This is a genomic window from Pseudomonas sp. LFS074 (assembly GCF_047978165.1).
Lineage (GTDB): Bacteria > Pseudomonadota > Gammaproteobacteria > Pseudomonadales > Pseudomonadaceae > Aquipseudomonas > Aquipseudomonas putida_P.
The window spans coordinates 2,736,124-2,751,171 of sequence record NZ_JBFPFV010000001.1; the positions used below are offsets into that span (position 1 = coordinate 2,736,124).

At 62.6% G+C, this 15,048-nt stretch carries 12 protein-coding genes and 3 pseudogenes; 10 read left to right on the forward strand and 5 right to left on the reverse strand.

Translation table 11 applies throughout. From position 1 onward, the window contains the following. Positions 1-143: 143 nt before the first annotated feature. Positions 144-1,079, forward strand: coding sequence for an ABC transporter substrate-binding protein (locus tag ACNQP3_RS12535; RefSeq protein WP_012272155.1), 936 nt, complete (start codon positions 144-146; stop codon positions 1,077-1,079). A 27-nt stretch (positions 1,080-1,106) separates the two neighbouring features. After that, on the forward strand, positions 1,107-2,414 hold the full coding sequence (locus ACNQP3_RS12540; RefSeq protein WP_060494569.1) for an LLM class flavin-dependent oxidoreductase: 1,308 nt from the start codon (positions 1,107-1,109) through the stop codon (positions 2,412-2,414). On the opposite strand, the gene ACNQP3_RS12545 is transcribed toward ACNQP3_RS12540, so the two are convergent. Beyond that, complete coding sequence (locus tag ACNQP3_RS12545) at positions 2,408-3,598, reverse strand: type II secretion system F family protein (RefSeq protein ID WP_264317099.1); 1,191 nt, start codon at positions 3,596-3,598, stop codon at positions 2,408-2,410. The genes ACNQP3_RS12540 and ACNQP3_RS12545 overlap by 7 nt on opposite strands. 11 nt (positions 3,599-3,609) lie before the next feature. Next, entirely contained in the window at positions 3,610-4,035 is a 426-nt protein-coding gene (gene gspG / locus ACNQP3_RS12550) for a type II secretion system major pseudopilin GspG (protein WP_012272158.1), read from the reverse strand. Positions 4,036-4,220: 185 nt separating this feature from the next. Here gspG and ACNQP3_RS12555 point away from each other — a divergent pair, with 185 nt between their 5' ends. From ACNQP3_RS12555 to ACNQP3_RS12580, 6 genes and pseudogenes are all read left to right on the forward strand, one after another. After that, positions 4,221-4,814, forward strand: a complete 594-nt coding sequence (locus ACNQP3_RS12555) for a lytic transglycosylase domain-containing protein (RefSeq protein WP_041166486.1) — start codon at positions 4,221-4,223, stop codon at positions 4,812-4,814. Positions 4,815-4,932: 118 nt separating this feature from the next. Continuing rightward, positions 4,933-6,393 (forward strand): sensor histidine kinase, encoded by a 1,461-nt coding sequence (locus ACNQP3_RS12560; RefSeq protein ID WP_264317100.1) that lies wholly within the window; start codon positions 4,933-4,935, stop codon positions 6,391-6,393. A 297-nt stretch (positions 6,394-6,690) separates the two neighbouring features. Beyond that, the gene (locus ACNQP3_RS12565) at positions 6,691-8,184 is read left to right on the forward strand and encodes a sensor histidine kinase (protein ID WP_012272161.1); all 1,494 of its coding nucleotides are present in this window, start codon (positions 6,691-6,693) and stop codon (positions 8,182-8,184) included. Further along, a pseudogene (locus ACNQP3_RS12570) lies at positions 8,153-8,686 on the forward strand (sigma-54-dependent transcriptional regulator); the annotation flags it as partial. The gene ACNQP3_RS12565 and the pseudogene ACNQP3_RS12570, both read left to right, overlap by 32 nt. After that, positions 8,637-9,356, forward strand: coding sequence for an autoinducer binding domain-containing protein (locus tag ACNQP3_RS12575; protein WP_015877499.1), 720 nt, complete (start codon positions 8,637-8,639; stop codon positions 9,354-9,356). The pseudogene ACNQP3_RS12570 and the gene ACNQP3_RS12575, both read left to right, overlap by 50 nt. After that, positions 9,353-10,300, forward strand: a pseudogene (locus ACNQP3_RS12580) (sigma-54 interaction domain-containing protein); the annotation flags it as partial. The gene ACNQP3_RS12575 and the pseudogene ACNQP3_RS12580, both read left to right, overlap by 4 nt. An 84-nt stretch (positions 10,301-10,384) precedes the next feature. Here the strand turns inward: ACNQP3_RS12580 and ACNQP3_RS12585 are convergent. The 3 genes from ACNQP3_RS12585 to ACNQP3_RS12595 all read right to left on the reverse strand — a co-directional run bounded on the left by ACNQP3_RS12585 (position 10,385) and on the right by ACNQP3_RS12595 (position 12,775). Next, positions 10,385-10,687 (reverse strand): hypothetical protein, encoded by a 303-nt coding sequence (locus ACNQP3_RS12585; RefSeq protein WP_012272163.1) that lies wholly within the window; start codon positions 10,685-10,687, stop codon positions 10,385-10,387. Positions 10,688-10,771: 84 nt separating this feature from the next. Continuing rightward, positions 10,772-12,124, reverse strand: a complete 1,353-nt coding sequence (locus tag ACNQP3_RS12590) for a GntP family permease (protein WP_264317101.1) — start codon at positions 12,122-12,124, stop codon at positions 10,772-10,774. A gap of 111 nt (positions 12,125-12,235) precedes the next feature. Continuing rightward, positions 12,236-12,775 carry a gluconokinase gene (locus ACNQP3_RS12595; RefSeq protein WP_264317102.1) on the reverse strand — a complete coding sequence of 180 codons (540 nt, stop codon included), beginning with the start codon at positions 12,773-12,775 and terminating at the stop codon, positions 12,236-12,238. 207 nt (positions 12,776-12,982) lie between these two features. Here ACNQP3_RS12595 and ACNQP3_RS12600 point away from each other — a divergent pair, with 207 nt between their 5' ends. Together ACNQP3_RS12600 and ACNQP3_RS12605 are read left to right on the forward strand one after the other, a co-directional pair. Further along, positions 12,983-14,002, forward strand: coding sequence for a LacI family DNA-binding transcriptional regulator (locus tag ACNQP3_RS12600; protein WP_012272165.1), 1,020 nt, complete (start codon positions 12,983-12,985; stop codon positions 14,000-14,002). Between the two features lie 158 nt (positions 14,003-14,160). Then, positions 14,161-14,943: pseudogene (locus ACNQP3_RS12605) on the forward strand (PAS domain-containing protein); the annotation flags it as partial. Positions 14,944-15,048: the final 105 nt, after the last annotated feature.

Here is a 15,048-nt window from a genome sequence, read left to right on the forward strand (position 1 = left end):
TTCTCAAAAGTAAAAATATGCATAAGCTAATATGCATAAAATGCATTTACAGATTGCCCCGATCTGTTTTCAAATGAACGTACAACCTACGAGACCGCACGCGCGGATCGGCCTTATGTACCCGACGGTACCTGGAGACGAACGTGCGATACCTCAAGCAATTGGCCGCCGGTGTGCTGGCCAGCTCCCTAAGCCTGGCCGCCGCTGCACAAACCCTGGTGGTCGGCGACCAGAGCTTCAATGCCCGTGCCGTGATGGAAGCAGCCGGTGTGCTCGAAGACCTGCCGTATACCCTCGAATGGAAGCAATTTACCGCCGGTTCGCCGGTGGCCGAGGCGCTGAATGTGGGCAGCCTGGACATCGGCTTGCTGGGCGATGCGCCGCCGTTGTTCCTCGGGGCATTGGGCGCGCCGATCAAGGTGATCGCGGTCAGCCGGCAGAACCTCGATGGCGTGGCCATCCTGGCACGCAAGGACTCGAACATTCACAGCCTCGAAGACTTGCGCGGCAAGCGCGCAGCGATCTGGAAGGGCTCGTGGAGCCAGCAGTTGCTGTTCAGCGCGCTGGACAAGGCTGCCGTGCCGCGTGATGCCCTGGAGCTGCGCTACCTCAGTGCCCTGGACGCCTCGCATGCCCTGGATGGTGGCTCGGTGGACGTAATCGCCACCTGGGAGCCTTATGTCACCCAACAGGAGCGCCAAGGGGCGCGGGTGCTGGCCACGGCCGAAGGGCTGATCCCGGCACAGAGCTTCGTGGTGGCCAACGCCAAGGCGGTAGAGGCCAAGCGGGCGCAGATCAGCGATTTTCTCCAGCGCCTGAAAAAGGCCCGTGACTGGACCTTGAGCGACCCGGCGCATACCGAAGCCTATGCCGATGCCTGGGCCAAGCGCACCCGCGCCGACCGCGATATTGCCCGTGCCTGGTTTGCCCGTGCGCGCACCGATGTGGCACCGCTGAACCCGCAGGTGATCGTGGATGCGCAGAAAACCGTGGACTTCTTTGCCGGGCTGGGGCTGATCAAGGGATACCCGGCGGCGAGCCTGTTCGATACCTCGTTCGCGCCAGCGTTCGAGCATTGATTTCACCTGCGCTTGCGAGGAATGACCATGACCACCCGCAAAATCAAACTCGGCGCCCTGACCATGGGCTGTGGCGGCCCCGGCCGGCACAACCTGTGGCTGGACCCGGAGCTTCCGGCCGATGCCAGCGTCAATATCGACTGGTACATCGATATCGCCCGCCAGGCCGAGGCGGCGTTGTTCGACCTGATGTTCATCGTCGACAGCCAGTACATCACCCCCGGCTCACCGTCCCACTACCTCAACCGCCTGGAGCCGCTGACCCTGCTCTCGGCACTGGCGGTGACCACCCGCAATATCGGCCTGGTCGGCACCCTGACCACTTCCTACAACGAACCCTTCAACGTCGCCCGCCGCCTGGCCTCGCTGGACCTGATCAGCAAAGGCCGCGCCGGCTGGAACGTGGTGACCAGCGGTGACGCCGGCACTGCTGGCAACTATGGCCGAGACGAGCATTACGACTACGACACCCGTTACGCCCGGGCTCAGGAGCATGTAGCGGTGGTGCAGGGCCTGTGGCGGTCCTATGAGGACGGCGCGTTCCCGCGCAACCGCGCAACCGGGCAGTTTCTCGACCCTGGCCGTATGCACGCGCTGAACCACAAGGGCGAGCACTTCTCGGTCGTTGGGCCTTTGAATATCCAGCGTTCACCCCAAGGCCAGCCGGTGATCTTCCAGGCCGGCGACTCGCAGCAAGGCCGCGAGCTGGGGGCCGCCACGGCGGATGTCATCTTCACCCATGCCGCCAGCATCGAGCAGGGGCAGGCGTTTTACCGCGATGTGAAAGGCCGTGCGGCGCGGTTAGGCCGCGACCCGGAGCAATTGCTGGTTTTGCCCGGCGCCGAGGTCTACGTGGGCGACACCGACGAACACGCCCGCGAGATCGAGCGTCATTACCACCAGCAGGATCACAGCTTCGAACTGGCCCTCAAGGAGTTCGGGCGCAATTTTGGTTGGCATGACTTCAGCCAGTACGACCTTGACGCACCCTTCCCACAAGAAAGCCTGGAACAGGCGCGCAGCAGCTTTTTCACCAACGCCAAGCGCATCGCCGACCAGGCACGGGAGCAGGGCTTTAGCCTGCGACAGGCGGTGGAGTACGGGCGTAAGCTGCGCCCGGGCGCTTTCGTCGGCTCGGCTGAAACAGTCGCGGCAAAGATGGCCGAATGGTTCGAGGCGCGGGCGCTGGATGGCTTCAACATCTACATCGGCCACCCAGGGCAGTTCCGCCGGCTTACCCAGGAAGTAGTGCCCTTGCTGCAAGAACGCGGGGTATACCGCACTGCTTATGAAGGCACCACACTGCGCGAAAGCCTAGGCCTGGCGCTTCAGTGAATGCTCGAGGCCAGCTCGAAGATCGGCATGTACATGAGGATCACGATCAGGCCGATCAGCAAGCCGATGAAGGTCATCAGCAGGGGTTCGAACAGTTTGACGAACCATTCCACCCAGCGGCCGATTTCCTGGTCATGGAAGTCGGCGCAGCGTTCCAGCATCTCGCCCAGGTTGCCCGACTGCTCGCCGGCCCGCAGCAGGCGCAGCGATACCGGTGTAACCAGGTGCCCGGCCTCCAGTGCATCGGACAGGGGCAGCCCTTCGCCCACCCGCTGGCTGGCTTGCGCCAGGCCCTGCGCTGCTGCGCTGCCGAGCAGGCCGCGGGCCATCCCCATGGCGGTGAGGATGGGAATACCGCCTTGCAGCAGTATGCCCAGCGAGCGATAGAAGCGCGCCAGCTCGTACATCATCAGACGCTGGTGCAGTGCTGGCAGGCGCCGTAACTGGCAGGAGGCCCAATGCCGTACACGCGGATGACGCCGCAACAGCCAAAACGCCGTGACCCCGCCGACGGTGCCCAGCGCCAGGGGCAATTGCTGGGCATGCAGGAACAGGCCGATCTGCATCAGCACCCGTGATAGCCAGGGCAGCTCGGTGCCCATGCCTTCGAATACCTGGCTGAAGCGCGGCACCACGTAGCCGAGCAGGAACAGCACCACGCCGCCTCCCACCAGCAACAGCAACAACGGGTAGACCGAGGCACCGACCAGTTTCTGCCGCACAAGGTCCAGGCGTTGGCGGTAGCTGATGTAGCGGGCGAGGGCGTCACCCAGCGCGCCGGTGCGCTCGCTGGACTGCACCAGCGCTACATACAGCGGCGGGAATACACGGGGTTGCTGGCCCAGGGCCTGGGACAGCGAGCGGCCTTCGTACAACTGGCGTACCAGTTCGGCCAGCACCTTGCGCGTTGCAGGCGAAGGGGCCTTCTCTGCCAGGCTTTCCAGTGCGTCGATCAGCGGCAGGCCGGCATTGAGCAGGGTCGACAATTCCTGGCTGAACAGCACCAGGTCAAACGCCGCTTCGCGGCGCCAGGCCATACCACGCAAGGAGCCGCCGCTGCCGCGCAGGCTGAGCACGCGCAGGCCCTGGTCTTCGGCCTGGCGGCGAGCCTGCTCGGCGTCTTCGGCGTCGATCTGCAACTGCACCACGCCCTGCCTGCCCAGGGCCTTGAGGCTGTAGCGCATGGTTGTTCTCCTCACTGCCAACTGGTGATTTCGGCATTTTCCCCATCGCCACCCGGCTGGCCGTCCTTGCCCATCGACAGCAGGTCGTACTCACCGCCATTCTCGCCGGGTTGCCGGTAGATGTAGGGGCGGCCCCACGGGTCTTGCGGCACAGCCTTCTGCAGGTAGGGGCCGGTCCAGCGCGTCTCGCCACTGGGGGCAACCACCAGTGCCTGCAAGCCTTGCTCACTGTTGGGGTAGTGGCCGACCTCCAGACGGTACAGGTCCAGGGCTTTGCTCAGCCCCTCGATCTGCGCTCGCGCCACTTTGGCTTCGGAGCGGCCCAGTTGGCTGAAGTATTTGGGCGCGACAATGCCGGCCAGCAGGCCGAGCACCACCAGTACCACCAGGAGTTCAAGCAGGGTGAAGCCACGTTGCGGGTTGGTTCTGCGCTGCATGGTGAAGCCCTCCACTGCATGGGGACACGTGTTGGCAGGCACCATGCAACAGCCGTGCACGTCTGCCTCGGGGCCTTGCGCCATGCGGCACAGGAAGCGGCACAGTGCTTGCGTCGTGGTCATCGTCCACGGGTTTTCCGGGGCATTTTCCCCACATTGGGGGCCACGACGAAGAGGCGACCGACATGCGTGGACTCATCCTCGGTTTGATCTGGCTGGCGGCAGGTGCTGCCCAGGCCGATATGTACATCTCAATCGATGCCAAGGGTGGCTATGTACTGACCAACGTCCATCGACCAGGGCGCCACTATGAGAAGGTAATCGCCGAGCCGTTGGCCCAGGGCGGGCCGGCCAATGCGCAGATGATCACGGGTCGCCCTTACGCCGAGGTGGTGGCGACGGCGGCGCGCATTCACAATGTGCCGCCGGCGCTGCTGCATGCACTGATCAAGGCCGAGTCCGGGTACAACCCCAAGGCCCGATCGCGGGCGGGGGCGGTGGGGTTGATGCAATTGATGCCGGATACCGCCCGAGAAATGGGTGTGGAAGACCGCCTGGACCCGGAAGACAACGTGCAGGGCGGGGCACGCTACATCAAGCAGATGCTCACGCTGTTCGACAACGACATCACTTTGGCCGTGGCGGCCTACAACGCCGGACCGGATGCCGTATTGCGAAGGGGGGCCGTGCCGCCGTTCGCCGAGACACGGCGTTATGTGCCCACAGTACTGCGGGAATACCGCAAGTTGCAGGGGTTGGCAGCTGATTCGCCTTTGTAGTTAGCCTGCACAGTACGCACCTCCCAACTACCCTTCGGCAGATGCTATTAATTTAATACTATAGTTTCCCCAAGTCTGGGCTATAACCTTCTGAAGGTGCCCAGCAGTGGAGTCCACCATGGACCTCGCCCCTCGTTCCGACGCTCTTGACGTGCCCGCCGGTAGCGAACTGGCTGCCCCGCACAAGCCATTCAATTTGCTGCGCTGGTACGCCTGGGTCAGCCTGGCCATCATCCTGTCGGTGGCCGCTGGGCTGGGGCTGATTTCAAGCCGTTTCATCATCGACGAGAGCGTCGAGCGCGATGCATTGCTAACCGCGCAGTTCATCACCTCCATCGCCGATGCCGAAGTGCGCCATGTGTCTATCCCCAATGTGCGCACCATGGGCGAACTGCTCGACCCGCGCACCGACCGCAGCAACTTGCCCGATGTCGACCCGGATGCCCGGCGCAAAGCGCGCGGTGAATTCCTTGACCATATCGCCCACCTGCCCGATATGCTGCTGGCCAATATCTACGCCCCGGACCGCACGGTGATCTGGTCCAGCAACCCGGCCCTTATCGGCAAGCTGATCGACGCCGACGACGACCTGGAGCGGGCATTCGAGTACAAGATGCGTGTCTCGGCCAGCTATCACAACTTCGAGCAGGCCCGCGCCGAGCAAAAGTTCATTACCCCACCCGAGCAGCTGTTCATCGAAAACTACATACCGCTGTTCGATGCCGATGGCGAACAGGTCACGGCAATGGTCGAGATATACAAAGAGCCCCATGACCTGATCGTGCGCATCGAGCATGGCTTGATCCTGATCTGGTTGGCGATCACCGTCGGCGCCGCGCTGGTCTATGTTGGCCTGTACGGCATCATGCACCGCGCCGCAAAGTTGCTGGCGGTGCAGCAGAAACGGCTGATCAGCAGCGAAACCTACGTGGCACTGGGCGAAGTGTCTTCGGCGGTGGCCCACAGCCTGCGCAACCCGTTGGCCAGTATCCGCTCAAGTGCCGAACTGGCCCAGGCGTTCGATGAAGGCCCGGCGCAACGCCAGGTCAACGACATCATCAACCAGGTCGATCGTATGTCGCAGTGGATTCGCCAGATGCTGCAGTCACTGCGCCCGTTGAACGACGAGGCGGTGGCGGTGGATTTGCCCCAGGCATTGCTGGAAAGCCTGCAAACCTACGCCGTGCCGCTGGCACGCGATGGGGTCAGCCTGGACGTGCAACCGTTACCGGCAGTGCAGGTGTTGGGGCACCCGGCGCTACTGCGTCAGGTATTCAGCAGCCTGATTGCCAATGCCCTGGAGTCGATGGAGCAGGGCGGGCGGCTGCGTATCGAGGTGGTGCGCCAGAACCGGCGCTGCCTGACCCTGCGCTTGTCCGACAATGGCAAGGGCATGAACGAAGCGCAGCAGCGTATGGCCTTCCGGCCGTTTTTCACCACCAAGCAGGGTGGGCTGGGGGTGGGGCTGGTACTGGTGAAACGCATCATGGAACGTTTCGGCGGAACGGTTCGACTCAGCAGCAGCGAAGGTCATGGCACCCGGGTTTCGTTAAGTTTTCGCTTGGCTAATACGCTCTGAATTACATTAAGAAATTCTGGTAATTCATTGATTTATAAAAGAATATGCTTTTTGGGTGGAAATTACCCAAATGTGGGGAGAGCTTTCTCCATTTTGGTTCATAAAGCTAACGTAAATTATTGAAAGATAAGTAAAAGATTATTTCTTATTTCGCTGGCCAAGTTTTTGCTACGTGATCTGTGGAGCGCAACACGCGACAAATGGCAGCTGCGGCTGCCCAGGTGGATTGCAAATCGGTGACTACGGTCATTGGCCTTGATGCAATTCTGAACGGACGCCCTGCGCGGGAACCACGCGATGCAGATGCTGGAAAACGAAGCGCCCGACAAGGCCAATGCGACCGCCAGCGGTCTGGCCGTTCCTTTGCGTGAATTCAACCTGCTGCGCTGGTTTTCGGTCATCAGCCTGCTCATCATTGCCTCGGTGGCGGGTGGGCTGGGCTACGTTTCGACGCGCTTCGTGGTGCGCGACAGCGTGCAACGCGATGCCATGCTGACCGCGCAGTTCATTCAGGCCATGGCACAAGCCGAGGTGCGCCATTCGCAACTACCGCCGGGTACTACCATGGGCGAGTTGCTGGACCCGCGCCTGGACTTGCAGCACCTGCAATTCACCCCGGCGCTGGCCGAAGCGACCCGGGTCGAGTTCCTTGACCATGTCGAGCACCTACCGGACACCTTGCTGGCCAATGTCTATGCCCGCGACCGCACCATTGTCTGGTCCACCAATGTCGAGCTGATCGGCAAGCGGATAGAAGCCGATGGCGACCTCGACCGTGCATTCCGCTCACGCAAGGCCGTGTCGGCCAGCTACCACAAGGCCGAGGATGATCGCGAAGAGCAGAAGTTTCAGCGTGAACCGCGCTACCTGTTTATCGAGAACTACATCCCGCTGTTCGACAGCCAGGGCGAGCAGGTGCTGGCCATGGTGGAAATCTACAAGGAGCCGCAGGACCTGATTCGGCGCATCCAGCGCGGCTATGTGCTGATCTGGGCCTCGACCCTGGTGGGCGGGGCGCTGATCTATTTCGGGCTGTTCTGGATCGTGCGCCGAGCGGCGCAGATGCTGCACCTGCAGCAAGACCGGCTGGTGGCCAGCGAAACCTACGTGGCGTTGGGCGAGATGTCCTCGGCGGTGGCCCACAGCTTGCGCAACCCGCTGGCCAATATCCGTTCCAGCGCCGAGCTGGCCCAGGAAATCGCCAACCCCGCAGCGCAGAAGAACATCACCGACATCATCAGCCAGGTGGACCGCATGTCGCGCTGGGTGCGTGACCTGCTGGTGTCGTTGCGCCCGGTCAGCGACGAGGCCGAGGCTGTGGACCTCGTAGCGGCCATCGAGGATACCCATCTGGCATTCGTCCAGCAGATCGAGCGCAATGGTGTGCGGTTCCATTTCGAAGGGCCTGACGCGCAGTGGGTGGCCAGCCAGCCGCTACAGCTCACGCAGATTCTCAATAGCCTGTTCTCCAATGCCCTGGAGGCCATGCCAGCGGGTGGCATGCTGACTGCGCAGGTCAATGTGCAGGAGGGCCAGCGTGCCGAGTTCGTGCTCACCGACACTGGCAAGGGCATGAGCCAACAACAGGAACGGATGGTGTTCAAGCCGTTCTTCACCACCAAGCAGGGTGGCCTCGGTGTAGGCCTGGCCCTGGTCAAGCGCATCATGGAACGTTTTGGCGGCTCGGTCAGCCTGAGCAGCCGCGAAGAGGAAGGAACCCGCGTCAGCCTTACATTCAATATCGCAGCGGGAGGGGACCATGGAGCACAGCATCCTGGTAGTCGAGGATGATGAAATCCTCGCCGACAACATTCGCACCTACCTCAGCCTCAAGGGCTACGAGGTTACCGTTTGCCACAGCGCGGAGCTGGCGCTGGAGCAGATCAAGCGGGCCCAGCCCGATGCGGTGCTGACCGACAACTCGCTGCCGGGCATGAGCGGGCATGACCTGCTGCGTACCCTGGTGGCACAGGTGGCGGACTTGAAAGTGATCATGATGACCGGCTACGGCAATGTCGAAGATGCCGTGCAGGCGATGAAGGAGGGCGCGTTCCATTACCTGACCAAGCCTGTGGTACTGGCCGAGCTCAAGCTGACCCTGGACAAGGCCCTGGCCGCCGAGCGCATGGAGCGCACGCTGTCGTTCTACCAGGAACGCGAGGCGCAGAAGTCCGGGCTGCAGGCGCTGATTGGCGAGTCGCCGGTGATGCTCACGCTCAAGCACACCCTGCGCCAGGTGCTCGATGGAACTACGCTGGCAGGATGCCTACCACCAGTTCAATACGGCGGAAAACGAGCAGCAGCTCTTTCACCAGGTTTCCGCATACTCGAAGCGTCTCGGCTTCGAGTACTGCTGCTATGGAATCCGCGTGCCGCAGCCGGGATCGCAGCCCTTGGTCGAGATCTTCGACACCTATCCGCCGGGCTGGATGGCGCACTATCAGGCGCGCAACTACATCGAGATCGATCCGACCGTGCGCGACGGGGCGGCGAGCCCGAACATGATCATCTGGCCCGACGCCGATGCGGCGGAGCAACCGTCGCTCTGGCGCGACGCGCGCGACTTCGGCATGTCGGTCGGCGTCGCGCAGTCGAGCTGGGCCGCGCGCGGCGTGTTCGGACTGTTGACCATCGCGCGGCGCTCGGACCGCCTCACGCCGGCCGAGATCAACAGCCTGACGCTGCAGGCCAACTGGCTCGCCAATCTCTCGCATTCGCTGATGGGCCGGTTCCTCGTGCCGAAGCTGTCGCCGGCCGCGAGCATCTCGCTCACCAAGCGCGAACGCGAGGTGCTGAGCTGGACCAGCGAAGGCCGCACCGCCAGCGAGATCGGCGAACAGCTCAACATCTCCGAGCGCACCGTCACGTTCCACATCAACAACATCCTCGCCAAGCTCGGCGCGGCCAACAAGGTGCAGGCGGTCGTCAAGGCGATCGGCATGGGGCTGATCCAGGCGCCGTAGATGCCGAACGGCGCATGGCCAGCGACGACCTGCCACCAGTGCTGGTCGAAGGCGAGACCGGCACCGGCAAGGAGCTGGTGGCCCGTGCCCTGCATTTTGACGGCTCGCGCAGCAAAGGGCCGTTCATCGAGTTCAATTGCGCCTCGATCCCTGCCAACCTGCTGGAGGCTGAACTGTTCGGCCACGAGAAGGGCGCGTTCACCGATGCCAAGGAGCGCCGGGTGGGCCTGGTAGAGGCTGCCGATGGCGGCACCTTGTTCCTTGACGAGATCGGCGAGATGGACCTGGTGCTGCAGGCCAAGCTGCTCAAGTTGCTGGAAGATCGAAGCATCCGACGGATTGGTGCAGTGAAGGAGCGCAAGGTCGACCTGCGGGTGATCAGCGCTACCAACTGCAACCTGGAGCAGATGGTGCAGCAGGGCAAGTTTCGCCGCGACCTGTTCTTCCGTCTGCGTATCATCGCCCTGAAGGTGCCGCGCCTGTATGCCCGTGGGCAGGACATTCTGTTACTGGCAAGGCATTTTCTGGCCCACCATGGCCGGCGGTATGGCAAGCCGAACCTGCGTTTTTCTGCCGAAGCAGAAAGCTTGATGCTTGGTTACAGCTGGCCCGGTAATGTGCGCGAATTGCGCAACATGCTGGAGCAGACCGTGTTGCTGGCGCCGAACGAGGTGGTGCAGGCGCATCAGCTGAACCTGTGCATGACGTTGATTGACGAGCCATTGGTGCAGCAGCCAGCGCCGGTGATGTTCGAAATGCCGCGACACGAGCCGGAGCCCGGTACCAGCCTGCCGGACATGGAACGTGACCTGGTGTGCAAGACCCTGGACCGCACTGACTGGAATGTGACCAAGTCAGCACGAATGCTTGGGCTGTCGCGGGACATGCTGCGTTACCGGATCGAGAAACTGGGATTGACCCGGCCTGACAAGCGTCAGTGGTAATCATGGCCATGCGAGGCACTGGTGAGAGCGGCCTTGTGCGGCGAAAGGGCCGCGCAAGGCCCAGATTTCAACCGGCCCGCGTCATCAGGGGTTACCTGTGCTCGTGCCGCTATTGCCCTGATGACCGGTCCCCTCCGAACCACTCCCATCCATACCCGGGAGGTCGCGGTTGTCGTTCTGCTTCGCCGGCGGGCTTTGCGGGTCGTTACCCTGAATGCGCGGGTCGGTATCCCGTGGCATGGGTTTCTCGATCGGGTTGAGGGTGCTGTCCACGCCCGGCCGTGGCGCCGGGTTGTGCGGGTCGTCGGGGTAAGTCGGGCCAGTGCCGGCGGCCAGGGCCAATGGCGAGGCGAGCAGGGCAATCAGCAGGATGCTTGAACGGGGCATGGCAGGCTCCTTTGCTTCGGGTGGGTCTCATGTTTTCCTTCGGCCCTACCCAAAGCATCCTAGTGCCATGGCCCCGATCAACGGTTACACCACCAGCGACAGCAACATGATGAAGATGATGCCGACGATGGACAGGATCGTCTCCATCATGCTCCAGGTCTTGAAGGTTTCTGCCACGGTCATGTTGAAGTATTGCTTCACCAGCCAGAAGCCGGCGTCGTTCACATGCGACAAAATCAGCGAGCCAGCACCGGTAGCCAGTACCAACAGCTCACGGTTCACCCCAGGTACCAGGTCGATCACCGGTGCGACGATACCTGCACCGGTGATGGTGGCGACGGTAGCGGAGCCTGTGGCGATGCGGATCACCGCGGCTACCAGCCAAGCCAGCATGATCGGTGAAATTTCTGCCTGCACGGCCATTTGCCCGATTACATTGCCCACGCCGGTGTCCACCAGCATCTGCTTGAACCCACCGCCAGCGCCTACGATCAGTACGATGGCGGCGGTCGGTGCCAGGCTCTGGTCGAGCATTTTCATGATCTGCTGGCGGTTGAAACCGCGGGCTGAGCCGAAGGTATAGAAGGCCAGCAGCAGGGCGGCGAGCAGGGCGGTGATCGGGTGGCCGATCAGGTCCATCCACTGGCGCACGATGTGCTCGGCGGGTAGCACCACGTCGGCAAAGGTTTTCAGCAACATCAGCGCCACCGGCAGCAGTACGGTGATCAGGGTGATGCTGAAGCTTGGCAGGTTGCCCTGGTCGGACTCCTTGGCGATCTGGTCCATCAGCTCCTGCGACGGGCTACCCGGTATGTAGCGGGAAATGAAGTTACCGAACAGCGGACCGGCGATGATCGCGGTGGGCAACGCAACGATCAGGCCATAGAAGATGGTTTTGCCGATATCGGCGTGGAAAATGCCGATCGCCAGCAATGGGCCTGGGTGCGGCGGCACCAGGCCGTGCACAACCGACAGGCCGGCCAGTAGCGGAATGCCGATTTTCACCAGCGACACCCCGGAGCGCCTGGCGACGATGAACACCAGTGGGATCAGCAGCACGAAGCCGATTTCGAAGAACAGCGGGATGCCCACCAGGAACGCGGCGAACATCATCGCCCAGTGCACGTTCTTCTTGCCGAAGGCGCGGATGAGGGTTTGCGCGATCTGGTCGGCGCCCCCGGAGTCGGCCATCAGCTTGCCGAGCATGGTGCCCAGGGCGAGCACGATACCGACAAAGCCGAGCACGCCGCCAAAGCCGTCCTGGAACGATTTCATGACCTTGGCCACGGGCATGCCGGAGGTCAAGCCAAGGAAGCCAGCCGCGAGGGTGAGGGCGACGAAGGGGTGGACCTTGAAGTGGGTGATCAGCAGGATCAGCCCGACGATGGTAACCAGCGCGTCGAGCAGCAGGAAGGTATCAGTAGCCAGTCCGAACATGGTGTGAAGGCCTCGGTCTTATCGTTGTTTTGGGCGTAGCTTTTTGGATCTTTTCCCGCATTCACGGGGCAGGGTAGCGCTGTCTTGGGTGAGACGGAAAAACCGCCAGGGTCAGGCGGTCTGCGCCAGGCCCGGCTCACCGCAGCGCTTTAGCCAGCGGTCCACCGCTTCGGCCAATGCTTCGATGGGTTGGGTGGCGTCCAGTGCCAGCGTCAGTGGCTCGCCGCGTGGCGACTCCAGGGTAGCGAACTGGCTGTCGATGAGGCTGGCCGGCATGAAGTGCCCGGGGCGGGCCAGCACGCGTTTTTCGGCCTCGGCAGGCGTCAGTTCGAGGAACACGAACACCAGCCCAGGCATGGCATCGCGCAGGGTGTCGCGGTAGCGGCGCTTGAGTGCCGAGCACGTCAGGATCGGGCGCTCACCCGCCTGGGTGGTGGTTTGCAGCTCTTCGCCAAGGCGCACCAGCCATCCGGCACGATCGCTGTCGTCCAGCGGGATGCCAGCGCTCATCTTGCGGATGTTTTCGGCAGGGTGGAAAGCGTCGCCTTCTATCAGGCGGCCGCCGCTTCTGGCAGCGATGGCGGCGCCGATGCAGCTCTTGCCGCAACCGGCCACGCCCATCACCACAATGGCGGACAGGGGAGAATTCATCAGTACCTCCTGCGGGGTGAGATAGCGCTGTCTCGCTGTTGACGAGCAGCCACCTCCCCGGTGTTATTGGTCTTGTCCTTACGCAGTATGGACGCCTGGCGGCACACGCGTGGTGGCTGCTACCAAAGATTACATTGCCTGCGTCCTGAGACAGCGCTACCTTAGTGGCCGTTCCCTATCCTTGCAAGTAGTAAAATTACAACATCCATGTCCCGCATCGGCTCCCGCACTACAGGTCGTCCCACCCTGGCTGAAGTTGCCAGGCTTTCCGGGGTTTCCCCGATTACCGCTTCGCGCGCGTTGCGCGGGGTCAGCACGGTTGCGCCAGAACTGGTGGAAAAGGTCGTCGCCGCAGCAGCGAACCTCGGCTATGTGGCCAACCCGGCGGCCCGGGCGCTGGCCTCGGCGCGCAGCCAGTCGGTGGTGGTGTTGATCCCGTCACTGTCAAACCAGCTGTTCATCGACACCCTGGAGGCCATCCACGAGGTCATGCGCCCGCGTGGGCTCGAGGTGCTGATCGGCAACTATCACTACGACCTTGCCGAAGAAGAGAACCTGATCCGCAATTACTTGGCGTACCAGCCCTGCGGCATGCTGCTGACCGGTTTCGAGCGTAGCGATGCCGCACGGCAGATGCTGGCTGCCAGCGGCGTGCCGTGCGTGCACATGATGGAGCTTAACGGTGAGCCAGGCGCGTTGTCGGTCGGTTTCTCGCAGCAGCAGGCCGGGCGCGCTGCGGCCCGGCACTTGATCGAGCGTGGGTGCAAGCGCCTGGGATTCATTGCTGCGCAGCTCGACCCTCGGGTGATGCAGCGTGCCGAGGGCTTCCGCCAAGCGTTGGCCGAAGCCGGCCTGCAGGCCGCCGAGCTGGAAGTGTTGGCGCCGGAGCCTTCATCGATTGCCTTGGGCAGCGCGCTGTTCAGTCAGCTGATGCAACAGGCGCCGGATGTCGACGGTATCTTCTTCTGTAATGACGACTTGGCCCAGGGCGCGGTGCTACAGGCCTTGCGCCAAGGGGTGGAGGTGCCACGCCAGGTGGCGATGGTGGGGTTCAACGACCTGCCAGCTTCGGCGCACATGGTGCCGCGGCTGACCTCGATTCGCACACCACGGGCTGCCGTTGGTCGGGGCGCGGCGCAGGCGCTGTTGGCGTTGCTCGATGGCAAGCGGGTGACGCATGCACAGCAGGACCTGGGCTTCGAGCTGATGGTGCGGGAAAGCTCCTGATTCAAGAGCTGGCAAGGCGGCTCCGACGGGAACCCGCCAGCCTCTGAATCAACTGCCAAGTCATGAGAATGTAGTAATCACAAAGTGATAGCACTGTGCTTGCACGGCGCTAACGGCGATCTATGCTCAGGACACCGCGCAAAAAGGAGCCCGGCGTCATGTTCGATTTCCATCGCAAATCTGATTTGGTAGAAATCCAGCGCAGCCAACAGGCATTGGCCAATGCACAAGCCAAACTGGCGGCAATCAGCCGGTCGATGGCGATGATCGAGTTCGCCCCCGATGGCACCATCCTTGATGCCAACGAGCGTTTCTGTCAGGCCATGGGCTACAGCGTCGATGAACTGCGGGGCAAGCACCACCGGCTGTTCTGTGAGCCGGACTACGCCAAAAGCGCCGAGTACCAGCAACTGTGGCGCGAACTCGGGCAGGGCAAAGCCATCAGCGGTACTTTTGAGCGCATCGACAAGGCCGGCCGCGAGGTCTGGCTGGAAGCCAGCTACATGCCGGTACTGGATGAGCAGCGCCAAGTCACCAGCGTGATCAAGGTGGCATCCGACATCAGCCAGCGGGTGGTGCTGGAGCACGAAAGCGAAAGCCTGCTCAAGGCCATCAGCCGTTCCATGGCAGTGATCGAGTTCACCCCGCAAGGCCGGGTGATCAAGGCCAACCAGAACTTCCTCGACACCATGGGCTACCGCCTCGACGAAGTGGTTGGCCGCCACCATGGGCTGTTCTGCCTGGCGCATGAACGTGAGTCGGCCGAGTACCGTGGGTTCTGGGCTTCGCTGAACCGTGGCGAGTACCACTCGCACCGCTTCGAGCGCGTCAACAAGCAAGGCCAGACCGTGTACCTCGAAGCGTCCTACAACCCGATCTTCGACAGCAAGGGCCGCCTGTACAAAGTGGTCAAGTTCGCCAGCGACATCACCCACCAGGTCTGCACCCAGCAAAGCGCTGCAGACGCTGCCCATGCCAGTTCGGTGCAGACCGACGCCTGCGCGCGCAAGGGTACCGAAGTGGTGCAGCAGACGGTGCAGGTGATC

Excerpts from the sequence above, each read along its gene's own strand:
- ACNQP3_RS12540 (WP_060494569.1), top strand. The coding sequence starts at position 1,107 with ATGACCACCCGCAAAATCAAACTCGGCGCCCTGACCATGGGCTGTGGC.
- gspG (WP_012272158.1), bottom strand. The coding sequence starts at position 4,035 with ATGCAGCGCAGAACCAACCCGCAACGTGGCTTCACCCTGCTTGAACTC.
- ACNQP3_RS12565 (WP_012272161.1), top strand. The coding sequence starts at position 6,691 with ATGCAGATGCTGGAAAACGAAGCGCCCGACAAGGCCAATGCGACCGCC.
- ACNQP3_RS12590 (WP_264317101.1), bottom strand. The coding sequence starts at position 12,124 with ATGTTCGGACTGGCTACTGATACCTTCCTGCTGCTCGACGCGCTGGTT.
- ACNQP3_RS12560 (WP_264317100.1), top strand. The coding sequence starts at position 4,933 with ATGGACCTCGCCCCTCGTTCCGACGCTCTTGACGTGCCCGCCGGTAGC.
- ACNQP3_RS12555 (WP_041166486.1), top strand. The coding sequence starts at position 4,221 with ATGCGTGGACTCATCCTCGGTTTGATCTGGCTGGCGGCAGGTGCTGCC.
- ACNQP3_RS12585 (WP_012272163.1), bottom strand. The coding sequence starts at position 10,687 with ATGCCCCGTTCAAGCATCCTGCTGATTGCCCTGCTCGCCTCGCCATTG.
- ACNQP3_RS12595 (WP_264317102.1), bottom strand. The coding sequence starts at position 12,775 with ATGAATTCTCCCCTGTCCGCCATTGTGGTGATGGGCGTGGCCGGTTGC.
- ACNQP3_RS12545 (WP_264317099.1), bottom strand. The coding sequence starts at position 3,598 with ATGCGCTACAGCCTCAAGGCCCTGGGCAGGCAGGGCGTGGTGCAGTTG.
- ACNQP3_RS12575 (WP_015877499.1), top strand. The coding sequence starts at position 8,637 with ATGGAACTACGCTGGCAGGATGCCTACCACCAGTTCAATACGGCGGAA.
- ACNQP3_RS12600 (WP_012272165.1), top strand. The coding sequence starts at position 12,983 with ATGTCCCGCATCGGCTCCCGCACTACAGGTCGTCCCACCCTGGCTGAA.